Here is a 15355-nt window from a genome sequence, read left to right as displayed (position 1 = left end):
AATTCCTCGCAGTAGCAGTGTGGTGGAGGCGACATTGGTTATAGAATGGCGACCGATCCCACAAGGGCGGCGTGCTGTGTAGTTTCCGACACTCCGCTCAGCGACAGAAAGGTTCTGCATGTCTGGCCCTCGATCAGCACTGCTCAGCGTCGTCAACCGCAACTTCGACGGAGTCGATATTGACGGACTCGCCGCTTCTCTCGGTCTCAGCGTCCGCCGTCTCGACGACTACGAGCCGAAGGTCGGTCCCATCTACGCAGCCAGCCTCGTCGACGACGAGCCGGTTCTGGTTGTCGGTACCGGAAACCTCCACTTCGACTCCGAGGTCGCAGCCGCTCTCGGCCTCCCGATCATTCTCCTCGCCGACGCCAAGGGCCGCCACGTCCACCTCGCGGAGCGCCACGCCAAGGAGCTCGACGCGGTCATCGCCGCGGCGGTCACGGAGGACGGCCTGCGCGACATCGTGAAGCTCAAGGAAGCCCTCAAGGTCGAGGTCCACCCCGTCATGTCGCCTCCGGTGTTCGAGACGTGGCTGCTGGGCCGCGCCAAGGCCGCCAATGCGCACGTCGTTCTGCCGGAGGGGGAGGACGACCGCATCCTCCTCGCCGCCGGCGAGCTCCTGGAGCAGGACATCGTCGAACTCACCATCCTCGGCGACCCGGCGGAGATCGAGAACCGCGCCGACGAGCTCGGCATCGACCTCTCCCACGCGCACGTGATCAACCACCTCACCTCCCCGCTGCTGGACGACTTCGCCGAAGAGTTCGTCGAGCTGCGCAAGGCCAAGGGCGTGACCCTCGACGAGGCGCGCGAAACCATGAAGGACATCTCCTACTTCGGCACCATGATGGTGCACAAGGGTCTTGCCGACGGCATGGTCTCCGGCGCGGCCCACACCACGGCGCACACGATCAAGCCCTCCTTCCAGATCATCAAGACCACCCCCGAGACCTCCGTGGTCTCGTCGATCTTCCTCATGGTCTTCCGCGGCCATGTCTGGGCCTTCGGCGACTGCGCCGTCAACCCGAACCCCACCGCCGAGCAGCTGGGTGAGATCGCCGTGGTCTCCGCCAGGACTGCCGCGCAGTTCGGCATCGAACCGCGGGTCGCCATGCTCTCCTACTCCACCGGTTCCTCCGGCTCCGGCCCCGACGTCGACCGCGCCATCGAGGCGCTGCACGCCGCCAAGCGCATCGATCCGGAGCTCGCCGTCGACGGCCCGCTGCAGTTCGACGCCGCGGTGGACCCGGGCGTGGCACGCAAGAAGATGCCGGACTCCGACGTCGCCGGCCACGCCAACGTCTTCGTGTTCCCCGACCTCGAGGCCGGCAACATCGGTTACAAGACAGCGCAGCGCACCGGCGGCGCCCTCGCCATCGGCCCGATCCTGCAGGGTCTGAACAAGCCCGTCAACGACCTGTCCCGCGGCGCCACCGTCCCGGACATCGTCAACACCGTCGCCATCACCGCCATCCAGGCCGGAGGAAACTAAATGACCTACGCACTCGTCCTGAACTCCGGTTCCTCGTCCATCAAGTTCCAGGTCCTCGACTCGGCCGCCGCCGCGTCCGACGAGCCGCTGGTCTCCGGCCTCGTCGAGCAGATCGGGGAGCCGAACGGCAAGCTCGTCATCAAGATCCGCGGCGAGAAGTACACCTCCGAGGAGTCGATCCCGGACCACTCCGCCGGACTGGCGAAAGCCTTCGGGATCATGGCGGAGCACGGCGTCGGGCCGAAGGACCTCGACCTCACCGCCGTCGGCCACCGTGTCGTCCACGGCGGCAAGGTGTTCTCCGCGCCCGAGATCATCAACGACCAGGTCGTCGAGATGATCCGCGACCTGATCCCGCTCGCCCCGCTGCACAACCCCGCCAACGTCGACGGCATCGAGGTCGCCCGCGAGATCCTCCCGGACATCCCGCACGTCGCGGTGTTCGACACCGGCTTCTTCGCCGACCTGCCGCCCGCAGCCGCGCTCTACGCCATCAACGGCGAGGTCGCCGGGGAGAACGGGGTACGCCGCTACGGCTTCCACGGCACCTCCCACGAGTTCATCTCCCAGCAGGTCCCCGCGCTCCTGGGCAAGGACCCGTCGGCCGTCAACCAGATTGTCCTGCACCTGGGCAACGGCGCCTCGGCCTCCGCGGTCAAGGGCGGCCACGCCATCGACACCTCCATGGGCATGACCCCGTTGGCGGGTCTGGTCATGGGCACCCGGTGCGGCGACATCGACCCGGGCATCATCTTCCACCTCTACCGCACCGCGGGCCTGAGCATCGACGAGATCGACACCCTGCTCAACAAGAAGTCCGGCATCAAGGGGCTGTCGGGAGTCAACGACTTCCGCCAGCTGCGCGAGATGATCGAGAACGGCGACACCGACGCCTGGTCCGCCTACAACATCTACATCCACCAGCTCCGCCGCTACATCGGCTCGTACATGATCGCGCTCGGCCGCGTCGACGCCATCACCTTCACCGCAGGTGTCGGCGAGAACGCCAAGTTCGTCCGCGAGGACGCGCTGGCCGGCCTGGAGATGTACGGCATCCAGATCGACAAGGATCGCAACGACCTGCCCAACGACGGTCCGCGCGAGATCTCCACCGACGAGTCCGCGGTCAAGGTCTTCGTCGTCCCGACCAACGAGGAACTGGCCATCGCGCAGAAGGCCACCGCCCTGGCCACCGCGCAGGTCTAAGCCCTTCCACCCGGGCCCGGTCCCGCGGGGGCCCGTGGCACAGAGACCCGCGATCACGCTGATCGCGGGTCTTCGCGCGTCGGGAGGTGGCCTCCGCCCAGGGCCGCGGCCTGAACCGCGGCGCTCACGGCCGGTGCCACCCGCGGATCCAGCGGCGAGGGGACGATGTACCCCGCCGCGAGGTCGTTTCCGACGATGTCCGCGATGGCGCGGGAGGCAGCCGGCTTCATCTCCCCGGTGATGGCGGTGGCGTCTGCGGCGAGGGCGCCGTGGAAGATGCCGGGGAATACCAGGACGTTGTTGATCTGGTTCGGCAGGTCGCTGCGGCCGGTGGCCACGACGGCCCCGTACCGGCGGGACAGCTCGGGGTCGATCTCCGGGGTCGGGTTGGCGAGGGGAACAGGATCGGCTCCGGAGCCATCAGCTGCAGGGCCTCCTCTCCGATGGACCCGCCCGACAGCCCGATGAAGGTGTCGGCGTCGGTGAAGGCGTCGTTGACGCCGCCCGTGACGCCACGCGGGTTGGTCTTCTCGGCCAGTGCCTGTTTGACGGGGGTGAGGTCGGCACGGTCGGCGTGAATGACGCCGCGGGAGTCGAGGACGACGATATCGCGGACGCCGGCGTCGAGAAGCATGTTCACGGAGGCGATGCCGGCGGCCCCGGCGCCGGAGAGGACGACACGCAGGTCCGCGAAGTCACGGTTGAGCAGTCCGGCGGCGTTGCGGAGCGCGGCGAGCAGGACCACCGCGGTGCCGTGCTGATCGTCGTGCATCACGGGGATGTCGAGGCGTTCGATCAGCTTGCGTTCGACCTCGAAGCACCGGGGGGCGGAGATGTCCTCGAGGTTGATGCCGCCGAAGGAGGGGGCGAGGGCGGCGATGGTGTCGACCAGCTCGTCGACGTCGCGGATGTCGAGCACCAGGGGCACTGCCTTCAGGTCGGCGAAAGCGTTGAACAGCTGGGCCTTGCCCTCCATGACCGGAAGGGAGGCCTGCGGTCCGATGTAGCCCAGGCCCAGGACGGCGCTGCCGTCCGAGATGACGGCGACGGTGTTGCCGACGCCGGTGTGGGGCCGGGCGACGGCCGGGTCCTCGGCTATCGCCTGGCAGACGGTGGCCACACCCGGGGTGTATGCCAGCGAGAGGTCCCGCATGTCCTTCAACGGCCGGGTGGAATTGATGGAGAGTTTCCCACCCTCGTGGGCCTACGTGTGATGAATGAATAATGAACGGGTGTGCGCAGTCAGAACCACGTCACCGGCCGCACCTGATTCGCCAGGTCCACCAGCGCGTACCGGTGCCGGGCGAACGGGGCCTGCCGCGCCTGCTGCCGCAGGGTGTAGGCGAGGCCGTAGCGCAGGCCGCGCTGGGTGAAGGGGTAGTCGAAGAGGTCGTTGGGGGAGGCCGCGGATTCGACGTCGGCGTCTCGGAGAAAGTTCAGGCCGGCGGACATGACGGCGATCTTGATCTGCAGGAACCGCGGTTCGTTGGTGGGGATCTCCTCGAGCCGGCGGGCGGCGCGCCGGATCCGCGACTCGGTGAGGCCTCCGGAGATGAGCTGGAGGATGGTCGTCAGCTGGGCCATGCGGTGGTGGCGGGAGGCCTGCGGGACCCGGTCGAGGGCGGCTACCGCCATTTCGATCTGGCCTTCAGCCATCAGCTGACGGGCCAGCCCGAAGGCGGAGGACACGGTGGTGGGGTTGGTCGCCCACACGAGCCCGTACAGGCCGATGGTGTTGAAACGCAGGATGGCCGGGTCCTGGGTGATGTGGGTCCACGTGGGGTTGAAGCCGGCGAAGACGTCTGCGTCGACGGTCTCCAGACTGGTGCTCAGCAGCGAGGCGGAGCGGGCGAGCTTCTCCGGGAGCAGGGCGGCGTGGTGGTGGCCCAGGTGCTGGAGGATGAGCTCGTCGACGGCCGCCAGCGCCAGTTTGGGGGCGGCCTCGCCGGGGAGGAGGCTGAGGACCTCGGCGAAATGCTGCTGGGCGTTGGCGTAGTCGTCGAGAAGCAGGGCGGTGACGCCGGAGTACCACTGGAAACGCCAGTCATGTCCGAGACGCCCCTCCAGCGAGCTGAGCCAGGTGCGGGCCTGGCCGGTGAAGCCGAGGTCGAGCATCGCGCGGACCACGCCGAGCGGAATCTCCGCGGAATTCTCGTAGTCGTTGGTCTTCATCGCCTGGCGCAGGGTCTCCAGCGCCTCCTGCGGTTCGGTGTAGGAGGAACCGGAGAGCATGGCGGCGCCGACGTCGCTGCGGTCGATCAGCGGGGCGGGTAGGGCGGAGACGACCTCGGGGGCGGTGATGCGGACAGTGCGGTCGATGCCGTCGATGAGCTGGTCGGTGCGGAAAACCAGGTGCTTGGTGCCGAATGTGGTTCGCTGCGGGGAGAACAACGAGTGCTGGGCGGGGAACTGCAGCCCGGAGCGTACGGCGATCACCTCGCGCAGGACGCCGTGGAGCTGGGTGGACAGCTCGTCGACGTCACGGAAACGCCGCGCGGGATCCTCGGCGGTGCAGCGGCGCAGCAGCCGGTAGTAGCTCAGATGCTTGCGGAACAACGGTTCCTCACCGGGCGTGGGCAGGCCGGGCAGGTAGGCGCCGGTGTCGCCCTTCGGCAGCCGGATGGTCAAGGAGGCAAGAGTGCGGCCGATGGTGTAGATGTCGCTGGCTACGGAAGGGCCGTGGGAGGCGACTTCGGGGGCCTGGAAACCCTTGGTGCCGTAGATGAAGCCGTAGGCGCCGATGCCCGACACCGCTCCCAGGTCGATGAGTTTGACCTGGTCCTCGGTGACCACGATGTTGTCGGGCTTGAGGTCGTTGTAGACGACGCCGCGGGAGTGGAGGTAGTCCAGGGCGGGCAGGATCTCGATGATGTAGCCGATCGCCAGGTCAATGGGCAGGGCACGGTCGGGTTGCTCGTTGCGGCGGCTGCGCAGCGAGGGCCCGCCCACGTACTCCATGACGATGAACCCGCCGGGCACCCGCGGGTCGTCGATGAAGTTGTAGATCTTCACGATGCCGGGGTGCGTGATGTCCGCGAGGAACTCCCGTTCGGCGACGGCGGCCCCCTGCTCGTCGGAGGACTTCTCCGACTGCAGCCCCTTGAGCACGACCAGGCGTTCGGAGACGAAATGGTCGTTGGCCAGGTAGATCCATCCCATGCCGCCGTGCGCGATGACACCCAGTATCTCGTACTGGCTGGCCACGATGTCACCGGGCTTCAGCTGCGGGGCGGGGACCCCCGTAGCTTCGGCGGGATCCTGCAGCGCGTCCTCCGGCCGGGTGGGGACGACGAAGGGCAGCTCGACCATGCCGTCGGCGATGGAGCGGTCGCCGCGCTCGGTTCCGCGGCGCTGTCGGAAGGTGGACAGAGCGAGTTGGCGGGCCCGGGCGGAGGTGTCGTCCCGTTTGGAGGCGGCAGTCGGTGCAGTGGCCGGGCCGACGCCCGCCACCGTGCCCACCGTGCCGACCGCCGTCGCATGGGTGGCCTGCGCGTCGTGCTGGTCGCGGAGTTGGCCCAGGTCAGCGATCAGCGCGGAGATCCCGGGGTCGATCCCGGGGTCGATCTCGTCATCGTCGTCGGCGAAGGGATCGAAGTGGACCGACTGGGTGCCGCTGGGCTCCAGCGATTCGGGGAGGTCCCCGGGGAAATTGAGCTCGCGGTCGTTCACGGTGTCTCCTCCTGGGCGGCGGCCTCGGGGCGGTAGGACAGGGGTGGCGGGCCGGAGGTCGCCAGGTACACGGCGAACCACCGGTCGTAGAGGCGCCACCACGTCCCGTCCTCGCGGATCCTTTCAATGGTGGTGTTGACCTGCCGGATGAGGCCGGAGGAGTCGTACTCGTCGCCGGGGATGGGCATGGCGACGGCGTAGGACTCGGAGGCCAGCGAGCTGCCGATGATGGTGGTGTAGGGGTCCTGGGCGGCGATGCCGGAGAGGATGGTGTCGTCGGAGAGGATCGCGTCGGTCTGGTTCTGCTGGAGCGCGACGAGGCAGTCGGCCCAGCTGCGGGTCTTGAGGATCCTGGACTGCGGGGCGTACATCCGGGCCTTCTCCAACGCGGTCGAACCGTCGGTGACGCACACGGTGCGGCCGGGCAGCTGGCTCACGTCCTCGATGTCGGAGTTGCGCATCACCAGCAGGCGGGAGTCGCTGGTCAGGTACGGGGTGGAGAAGGCGACGTCCTGCTGGCGGGTGCGGGTGACGGTCATGGTGCGGATGATCATGTCGACTTCACGGTGGGCCAGCGCCTCGACGCGCGAGGAGGATTCGACGAAGCGGAAGTCGACGCGGTCGGGATCGCCGAAGATGTCGCGGGAAATTTCCCGGGCGAGGTCGACCTCGAAGCCCCGGAGTTCTCCTGTCACTCCGTCGCGGTAGCTCAGCAGGTTCTGGGACTGGTCGACACCGACGATGATGCGGCCGCGTTCCATGATGCGGGGGATGGTCTCCTCCAGGTTGACCTCGCCCGGTTCCGGCCGTAGCGAACCGGTGATGTCCCAGGTGTTGATCTCGCGGGGTTCCTGTTCGCCGGGCTCCTCCACGGTCGCGCCGTCGGGCAGCGGCGGTCCGTAGGCCTGCGCCAGGGGCCGGGCGGGCTGGGCGGGGTCCGGGCCCGCAGGGTCGCGCGGGAGATCGAGGCCGGGCAGGGAACAACTGCTCAGCAGGAGAGCGGCCGCGAGGAGGAGCGGGAATCGGCGCATCACAGGTACTCCTGCAGACGGGGGCGCACGCCGAGCCACACGGAGATGATGGCCAGGACGGACAGCAGCAGCACCGCGGTGGAGACCAGCTTGGTGGCCGCGAGGCCGTCGTTGATGTAGGCGCGCATGGATGAGCGGGCGTCGGCGATGAGGCGCGACAAGGCGCCGTCGAGGCGGTCGTAGGCCGCGGCGGAGGTGGCGGGGGAGCCGGGAATGAGTGTCGTGGTGGTGGCGAGGCGGACCGCCTCGGGGTAATTCCCGTTGGTCATGGCCGAGGTGAAGCGTTCGTGGGCGGCCTCCCAGTCCGCGAGCGCTGAGCGGGCCTCCGTGATCTGCATGCGGTTGGCACTGGAGGCGTTGGGGTTGTGCCCCTGTGCCTGCTCGAAGTCGTTCAGCGCGACGGTGACGGCGTCGGCGGTCGCTTCGAAGGAGATGTTGCTGTCCGTGACCGACTGCCGACGGACCAGGGCCAGGGTTTCCGAGGTCCGGGCCTGCTGCGCCTGGATCCGCGACGCGGTCAGCGAGTCCCACGGCATGGACGCCTCCTCGAAGCCGCGTGTGCCGGCCTGCCAGGTGCCGAAGTTGGAGGCGGAGACCCAGACCACCGCGATGAGCATGAGCGCGGTGGCGACGAGGAAGCCCCGGTTGAGCCGGCGGCGGGTCATGCGCCACAGCAGCCACTGTGCGACGACCAGGAAGAGTGCCGCGGCGAGCAGACCGGACAGGGGCACCCACTGCGGACGGGTGAGCTGGTTCTGCTGGTTCCGCACCTCGGTCGAAGTGAGGCTGAACAGGCGGGCTGCCGCAGGCAGGATCGTTTCGCGCATGAGGGAGGACGCCTCGGCCATGTACGCGACGCCCACGGGGTTACCCATGCGGTTGTTCGTGCGCGCGGTCTCCACCAGCCCCGTGTAGACGGGGATCTGCCGTTCGATGTCCGCGATGAGCTGGAGGGTCTCCCCGTCGGAGGGGGAGATGCCCGCGGCGGACTCCGTGGCCGACACCATGGCCCGGTCGACGGCGGCGTTGTACCGGGCGCGGGTGCCGGCGGATTCCACGCCGGCCTGCACGAATCCGGTGGTGGCGATGGTGTCCGCCAGCGACAGGGAGGTGTAGAGGTTGTGCGCCGCGTAGCTCATGGGCTCGGTGGTGGTCAGCAGGAAGTCGAGTTCCGACTCCCGCTCGGAGGAGGACTGGGACATGGAGTAGCCGGCGGCGAAGATCGACATGGACAGGATGACGGAGATGCCCACGAGCTTTCCGGGAGTGGTGACCAGGAAGGCGAAGACGCGGCGGAACCACAGGTAGGGCACCGCGAACGTGGTCCTGGTGCGGGCCCACATGCCGCGGTGCTGGTGGTCATCGTCGGAGGTGACCTCGTCGAGCCAGTGGTCCCGGGTGTCCTCGGGGACGTCGGCGGCGTCATCCTCCGCCGCCTCCTTCCGGGGGGCGTCGGAAGCCTGGTTGCGCAGTCGGGTCCGACGGTAGTGCAGCAGGGTGCCCGCCGGGCCGGAGAAGACCCGCTCCGAGGGGCGCACAGGTTCCGCCCCCGTATCTGGCTGCGCTGGATCAGGGGTTTCCGTCGCGCCGGTCATTACCACATGATAACCCGCCTGGTGTGTGCTGCGCCATGTCCGACCCGCCCCCGGCCGGGCCGCGCCCGTGTCCCCCGGAATGCTCCCCCCCCCGCGCCGACTACGCTCGAGAACATGAACGGTGACGGAAACGGGTGGGCCGCAGGTCCCGGCGGCGTGAAGGTGTGGGGCCGCCACGGCGCGGCGGGGCTCATGCTCCTGGCCGGCGGCGAGGACCCGATGGTGCTGATGCAGCACCGTGCGGTGTGGACGAACAACGGCGGCACGTGGGCGTTGCCGGGCGGCGCGCGTGACTCGCACGAGTCGACGGCGGACGCCGCGGTGAGGGAGACGGTGGAGGAGTGCTCCATCGACCCGTCGCTCGTCGAGGTGCTCGGGGAGGTGGTCACCGCGGGGCCGTACCCGGCGGATCCGCGCCAGCCGGAGCTCGCCGGCGGATGGACGTACACGACCGTCCTCGCCCGGACGGTGTCGGGGCGGACGCTGAAGACGTTCGGCAACGAAGAATCCCTCGACCTGCGGTGGGTGCCGCTGTCGAAGATCGGGGAGCTGCCGCTCATGCCCGCCTTCGCCGATGCGCTCCCGGGACTTGTTCAGGAAATTGGCAGGCTCCGTCCCTAGATGTCCCCGGATGCTGTGGCAGGGTGGAGAACATGATCCACGTTGAAGCTCTGACCAAGGACTATGGTCCGGTTCGGGCCGTCGAGGACCTCACCTTCACGGTGCAGCCCGGCATTGTCACCGGGTTCCTCGGTCCCAACGGGGCGGGCAAGTCGACCACCATGCGGATGATCGTCGGCCTGGATGCCCCGACCTCGGGCACCGCGCTGGTCGACGCCCGCCCCTACCGCGACCTCCGCCGTCCCCTCACCGTGGTCGGTTCGCTTCTCGACGCGAAAGCGGTCCACCCCAACCGCACCGCCGCGAATCATCTGCGGTGGCTGGCGCAGTCCAACGGTATCCCGCCGGAGCGGGTGGACGAGGTGCTGGGGCTGGTGGGCCTGACGGATGTCGCCCGCAAGAAGACCGGGGGTTTCTCCCTCGGCATGGGGCAGCGCCTGGGGCTCGCCGCGGCCTTGCTGGGCGACCCGAAGATCCTCGTCCTGGACGAACCGGTCAACGGTCTCGACCCGGAGGGGATCCGCTGGGTACGAGACCTGCTCAAGGCGCTGGCGGCGGAGGGACGGACGGTGTTCATTTCCTCTCACCTGCTCTCCGAGATGGCGCTGACCGCCGACCGGCTCATCGTCATCGGCCGCGGGCGGCTGGTGGCGGACACCTCGACGGCGGAGTTCATCCGGGAGCATTCGGCGTCGACGGTGGTGGTTCGCAGCGAACGTCTGGCGGAGTTCGCGGAGCATCTCACCCGCGCCGGGCTCAGCCCGGTGCAGGTACCCGGGCCGGCGCTCGAGGTGGCGGACGCCACCACCGAGCAGGTGGGCTCGCTGGCGTTCACCGGGGGGTTCCGTCTGCAGGAACTGTCGATGCGGCAGGCGTCGCTGGAGGATGCGTTCATGGATTCCACGGGCGCTGCGGTGCAGTACCACGCGCGGAAGGCGGCGGGTTAGTCAATGTTCCTCAACACGTTGGCGGCGGAGTTCACGAAGCTGCGGACCACTGCGTCCTTCTGGTGGACCACCCTCCTGTTCATCGTCATCGGGCTCGGCTGGGCGGCGCTCACCGGCACCACGACCCTGGAGGCGGAGGGCGGGTTCCCCACCCTGTGGGCCTCCTCAGTGGTGGCGGCCGTCTTCCTCATCGGATTCCCGGTGCTCATGATCCAGTCGATCATGCTGGTGACCACGGAATACCGCTACCACCTCCAGTCGGCGACCTACCTGGCCACGCCCCGGCGCTGGACCGTGGCACTGGCGAAGCTGCTGTTGTACGCGGCTTTCGCGGCGGCGTTGACGTTTCTCGTGGTGGTCGCCGGCTTTTTCCTGGCGAAGGCGATGGCACCGGAGTCGGCGGCGGCGATGTTCGTGCCTTTCGAAGATGCGGCGGCGGCGGAGATTCTGTGGGTCTACCCCGCGGCGGCGGCGATGATCGTCATGATCAGCCAGGGTGTGGCGCTCCTGCTGCGGCAGACGGCGGGCAGCGTGGCGCTCATGCTCATCTGGTTCATGGGGCTGGAGCAGATTTTCCGGGTGGTCCCGAAGGTGGGGCAGGACATCGTGGGGTTCCTGCCCTTCGAGAACCTTAACGCCTTCGTCAACGATTTTGCCCTGGACGGGGTGCCCTGGGATGTTAAGGGCTCCGGCGCGTTCTTCCTGCTCTGGGCTGTGGTGGCGTGGGCTGCGGGAGTGGTGGTGCTGCAGCGCCGGGACGCCTGACCCGGTGTTAACCGGTGAGCAGCGTGTACACCACCACGATGACCGCCGGGATGAGGAAATAGCCGGCGAACATGGTGCCGGCGGCGACGGAGTAACCCCGGGCCGCGAGTCTGCCGGAGAGCTCTGCCAGGCGGATGACCCATTCCCGCAGCGGGGAGACGAGCAGTATCAGCAGCGCGCCCATGGTGTTGAACGTGACGTGCACCAGAGCGGCCTGCACGGCGTAGGGGCCGAGGGCGCCGGGGACGGCCAGGGCGGTGAGCAGCGCCATGAGGGTGGTGCCGACGTTCGCGCCGAGGGTGATGGCGAGGATCTCGCGCAGCTTCAGGGACTTCGACACCGCGAAAGGCAGCAGCGAGGACACCGTGACGGAGGAGGCCTGCACGGCCGCCGTGATCACGCTTCCGGACAGGACTCCCAGCGCGTCCGAGGCGCCGGAGGCGCGTTCGAGCATGGTGCGGGTGGCGGCGGCGGTGAGAATCGAGAGCTGCGAGTTGAGGATGCGCACGGCGGCGAGGACCAGGGCGGTGCCCAGCAGGATGCTCACCACGGAGGCGACCCGGTGGGGCAGGAATGCCCCGAGGAACCCGTCGGCGCCGACGTTTTCGATGAACGGGGCGAACACGGTGAACAGGCCGCGGCCGGTGCTGGTGGCACCTTCGCCCACCAACGAGTCGGAGACGCTGCCCGTGATCCGCTGCAACGGGTGGAAGAGTGATTCCAGGATGAAGGCGATCGCCACGAAGGTGACGTTGAACCACGTGTGCAGGGAGGCGGAGGTGAAAGCCCTGCGGAAGTTCGCCCGGTGGCCGATGTAGCTGAAGGAGACTATCGACGCCGTGATCGTCGTGCCGATGTTCGCGCCGAGGATGATCGGGATGGCCACGGGCACCGAGACTCCGCCGGTGCCCACCGCGGCGACAGTCAGCGTGGTGATGGTGGTCGAGGACTGGATTGACGCGGTGGCGAGGACGCCGATGAGCAGGCCGATGAGGGGGTTGGTGGCCAGATCGAAAAGGTGCGAAATAGGGCCGGCTCCGATGCCCTGCGCGCCGTCGAGGATGAGGTAGATCGACGTGATCATCAGCAGCACGGCCGCGGCGACCACGGTCCAGCGCGCCGAGGCGCCGAACGTGGAGAGGGCGACGAAGTCCCGTTCGGCGGGAATTTTCTTGGGGTTCACGGAGTGCTGCGTGCCGGGCAGGGGGAGGGGGCGGGGGCGCTCAGCCGTCACATCTCACCCCTTAACCTTCTGGACACTTGCCGGACACTGCACGTACATCAGAATCTATCACCGGTAACATCTTTTCACGATTGCGCTATCGTGGCCGGAATGGTGACTCCCCACTCCAGGGCCCCCGGGGATCCGGGGCGCCAGCGGCTCACGGTTCCGCTGCTCCTGGCGCTGGCGCTGCTCTCGGCGTCGGCGCCCTTCTCCATCGACATGTACCTGCCGGCGCTGCCGGCGATCGCCGGTGATCTGGACACCACCCGGCCTATGGTGCAGCTCACGCTCTCCGGGTTCCTCGCGGGGCTGGCCGTCGGGCAGCTCATCATCGGCCCGCTCTCCGATTCCCTCGGCCGCCACCGCCTCATGCTGCTGGGCGCCGCCGTCGCGCTGGCAGCGGCGGTTCTCGCCGCGACGGCTCCCGGCATCGGTTGGCTCATCGCCGCCCGGCTGGTCCAGGGGTTCGGGTCGGGCGCCTGCATCGTCCTCTCGCGTGCCGTCGTCCCCGACCTGGCGGAGGGGGAGAAGGCGGCGAAGGCGTTCGCCCTCCTCATGACCATTCAGGGTGTCGCCCCGATCATCGCGCCGGTCGTGGGCGGATTCCTCTCCGGGCCGGTCGGCTGGCGGGGTCTGTTCTGGATTCTCGCCGGCCTGGCGGCGGTGCAGCTGGCGGTGGTGGTCCTGGTCATCCGGGAATCCCGGCCCCCGGAGGAGCGCAGCCCCGCGACGGTGCGCGGCATCCTGGGCAACTACTCCTACGTGCTCGCCAGCCGCGGCTACCGGGGTTACCTGGTCGTCTTTTCCTTCTCCTTCGCGGCCATGTTCAGCTACATCTCCGCCTCCCCCTTCCTCATGCAGGAGCAGCTGGGGCTGTCGGTGCAGGCCTACGCCGTGATGTTCGCGGTCAACGGGGTGGGCCTCATCGGCGGGAGCATGCTCAACAACCGGTTGATCGGGGTGCTGGAGGTCCGCCGTATCCTGCTCGTCGCGCTGGGCATCCTCGTGGCTGCTTCGCTGGCACTGCTGCTCGTGGTCGTCGTGTATCCCAGCCTCTGGTTGATCATGGCGCTGCTGTTTGTCGCGGTGTCGCAGAACGGCGTCATCCTCGGCAACGCCACGGCCCTGGGCACCGGCCTGGTGCGGGAGCGGGCGGGGTCGGCTTCCGCGCTCATGGGCTTCAGCCAGTTCGGGCTGGCCGGCCTGGTCAGCCCGCTCATGGGCCTGGGTTCCGACGCCGGCGTGACCATGGCGCTGGGCATGGTCGTCGGTTCCCTCGTCGCCCTGTCCGGGGCCCTGTACGCCGGGCGGGTCACTGCAGGGCGGAAGTGAGCTTCATGACGTTGTCCAGGTAGCGGCGGGAGAAACTCCGGTCGTTCCACTCCTCGAGGGAGAGGCGGCGGGAGACGGCGAGGTAGGCGTCGGCGAGCTCGTCGAGTTGGGCGAGCAGGTTGCCGCGGGTGATCATCAGCGTCGATTCGTAGTTCAGGCCGAAGCTGCGTATGTCCATGTTCGAGGAGCCGATGGTCCCCACCGAGCTTCCCGGTGTGTCCGGGTCCGCCAGGACGAACTTCGCGTGCAGCACGTAGGGCGCCGGGAAGAGGTGGATCCGGACCCCGGCCTCCAACAGCGACTGATAGTAGGACGACTGCGCGTGGTGGACCATGAACTGGTCCGACTTCTCGGAGACCAGCAGATCCACCTGCACCCCCCGGTAGCACGCCGAGGTGACCGCCTCGAGCAGGGACTCGTCGGGGATGAAGTAGGGCGAGCACAGCACCAGCCGGTGCCGGGCCAGGTGCACGATGGAGTTGAACATCCGCAGGTTCGGCTCCGTGGTGTACCCCGGGCCGGAGGGCAGCAGCTGCACGACGTTGGTGTTGTCCTCCGGCCCTGGAGTGTCGGGCCCCTCCAGCGGCGGGGCGATGTCGAGGAGTTCGTTGGTCTCCGAGTACCAGTCCACCGCGAACACGAACGCCATCGACGCCACGACCGGCCCCGTCAGCTCGACCATCACGTCGACCCACTTCCGGTCGGCCGACACATTGCGCCTGATCAGGTAGGAACGGTCGATCATGTTGATCGAGCCCATGAATCCCACCCGGTCGTCGATGATCAGCAGCTTACGGTGGTTGCGCAGGTCCGGCCGGCGGAAGCGCAGCCGCCAGGGCTTGAGCGGCAGCATCAGCTGCCAGTCCACGCCGATCTCCGTGAGTCGGCGTCCCAGGCGGAGGTAGCCCGGGTACTTCATGGAGCCGATCTGGTCGAAGAGGTAGCGGACCTTCACGCCGCGCTGCACCGCGCGCTCCAGCGCCCGGAAGAACACATCCGTCGTGTCGTCCCAGGCGGTGATGTAGATCTCAACGTGGACGTGGTTCTCCGCCTCGTCGACTGCGGCGGCCATCCGGCGGATCGCCCCGTCGTAGTCGCCGAGCACCCCGTGGTTGTGGCCCACCACCGCGGGCAGGTTGGTCAGGCGCCGGTTCAGCCGGATGATGGACTGGACTTCCGGGCGGATATCGGAGGCCTCGGGCCAGTCCGGGACATCCGACTGGACGTCCTCGATCATGACGTTGGCCTCCTGCTGGATACGGTGCCGCCGCCGGTTGATGTAGGGCGAACCCATGAGCAGGAACAGCGGCAGGCCGACGAAGGGGAGCAGCAGAATGGCCAGCAGCCAGGCTGTCGAGGAGCTCGGGCGGCGGCCCTCGGGGACGAAACCGATGGCCAGGACCTTGATCGTGTAGTCGATGATCAGGCCGATGAACTGCCAGCTGCTGAGGTCGAGGGCCAGGTTCACGGCG

At 68.3% G+C, this 15355-nt stretch carries 11 protein-coding genes and 1 pseudogene; 6 read left to right on the top strand and 6 right to left on the bottom strand.

What is annotated here, in order from left to right:
• Positions 1 to 118: 118 nt before the first annotated feature.
• Together pta and B840_RS11000 are read left to right on the top strand one after the other, a co-directional pair.
• Positions 119 to 1492, top strand: a complete 1374-nt coding sequence (gene pta, locus B840_RS11005) for a phosphate acetyltransferase (protein WP_042622166.1) — start codon at positions 119 to 121, stop codon at positions 1490 to 1492.
• Positions 1493 to 2698 carry an acetate kinase gene (locus B840_RS11000; protein WP_042622165.1) on the top strand — a complete coding sequence of 402 codons (1206 nt, stop codon included), beginning with the start codon at positions 1493 to 1495 and terminating at the stop codon, positions 2696 to 2698.
• A 53-nt stretch (positions 2699 to 2751) separates the two neighbouring features.
• Here B840_RS11000 and B840_RS10995 read toward each other — a convergent pair.
• The 4 genes and pseudogenes from B840_RS10995 to B840_RS10980 form a co-directional block, all read right to left on the bottom strand.
• A pseudogene (locus B840_RS10995) lies at positions 2752 to 3878 on the bottom strand (NAD(P)-dependent malic enzyme).
• 62 nt (positions 3879 to 3940) lie between these two features.
• Entirely contained in the window at positions 3941 to 6367 is a 2427-nt protein-coding gene (locus tag B840_RS10990; protein WP_042622164.1) for a serine/threonine protein kinase, read from the bottom strand.
• The gene (locus B840_RS10985) at positions 6364 to 7398 is read right to left on the bottom strand and encodes a glutamate ABC transporter substrate-binding protein (RefSeq protein ID WP_042622163.1); all 1035 of its coding nucleotides are present in this window, start codon (positions 7396 to 7398) and stop codon (positions 6364 to 6366) included. The genes B840_RS10990 and B840_RS10985 overlap by 4 nt, the downstream gene beginning before the upstream one ends.
• Entirely contained in the window at positions 7398 to 8993 is a 1596-nt protein-coding gene (locus B840_RS10980; protein ID WP_084602994.1) for a hypothetical protein, read from the bottom strand. The genes B840_RS10985 and B840_RS10980 overlap by 1 nt, the downstream gene beginning before the upstream one ends.
• Before the next feature lie 114 nt (positions 8994 to 9107).
• Here B840_RS10980 and B840_RS10975 point away from each other — a divergent pair, with 114 nt between their 5' ends.
• Genes B840_RS10975 through B840_RS10965 form a run of 3 tightly spaced genes read left to right on the top strand, consistent with a single transcriptional unit; the run spans position 9108 to position 11326 of the window.
• The gene (locus tag B840_RS10975; RefSeq protein ID WP_042622162.1) at positions 9108 to 9614 is read left to right on the top strand and encodes an NUDIX domain-containing protein; all 507 of its coding nucleotides are present in this window, start codon (positions 9108 to 9110) and stop codon (positions 9612 to 9614) included.
• Positions 9615 to 9646: 32 nt separating this feature from the next.
• The gene (locus tag B840_RS10970; protein WP_042622739.1) at positions 9647 to 10561 is read left to right on the top strand and encodes an ABC transporter ATP-binding protein; all 915 of its coding nucleotides are present in this window, start codon (positions 9647 to 9649) and stop codon (positions 10559 to 10561) included.
• 3 nt (positions 10562 to 10564) lie between these two features.
• Entirely contained in the window at positions 10565 to 11326 is a 762-nt protein-coding gene (locus B840_RS10965) for a multidrug ABC transporter permease (RefSeq protein WP_042622161.1), read from the top strand.
• Between the two features lie 7 nt (positions 11327 to 11333).
• Here the strand turns inward: B840_RS10965 and B840_RS10960 are convergent, their stop codons facing one another.
• Positions 11334 to 12509, bottom strand: coding sequence for a Na/Pi symporter (locus B840_RS10960; protein ID WP_211255106.1), 1176 nt, complete (start codon positions 12507 to 12509; stop codon positions 11334 to 11336).
• A 150-nt stretch (positions 12510 to 12659) separates the two neighbouring features.
• Here B840_RS10960 and B840_RS10955 point away from each other — a divergent pair, with 150 nt between their 5' ends.
• On the top strand, positions 12660 to 13883 hold the full coding sequence (locus B840_RS10955) for a multidrug effflux MFS transporter (RefSeq protein ID WP_042622160.1): 1224 nt from the start codon (positions 12660 to 12662) through the stop codon (positions 13881 to 13883).
• On the opposite strand, the gene B840_RS10950 is transcribed toward B840_RS10955, so the two are convergent.
• Complete coding sequence (locus B840_RS10950; protein ID WP_042622159.1) at positions 13864 to 15351, bottom strand: phospholipase D-like domain-containing protein; 1488 nt, start codon at positions 15349 to 15351, stop codon at positions 13864 to 13866. The two genes, B840_RS10955 and B840_RS10950, sit on opposite strands and share 20 nt — an antisense overlap.
• Positions 15352 to 15355: the final 4 nt, after the last annotated feature.

Source organism: Corynebacterium marinum DSM 44953 (assembly GCF_000835165.1).
Lineage (GTDB): Bacteria > Actinomycetota > Actinomycetes > Mycobacteriales > Mycobacteriaceae > Corynebacterium > Corynebacterium marinum.
The sequence above is the reverse complement of the archived record's forward strand: the minus strand, read 5'-3'. Positions and strand labels throughout refer to the sequence as shown.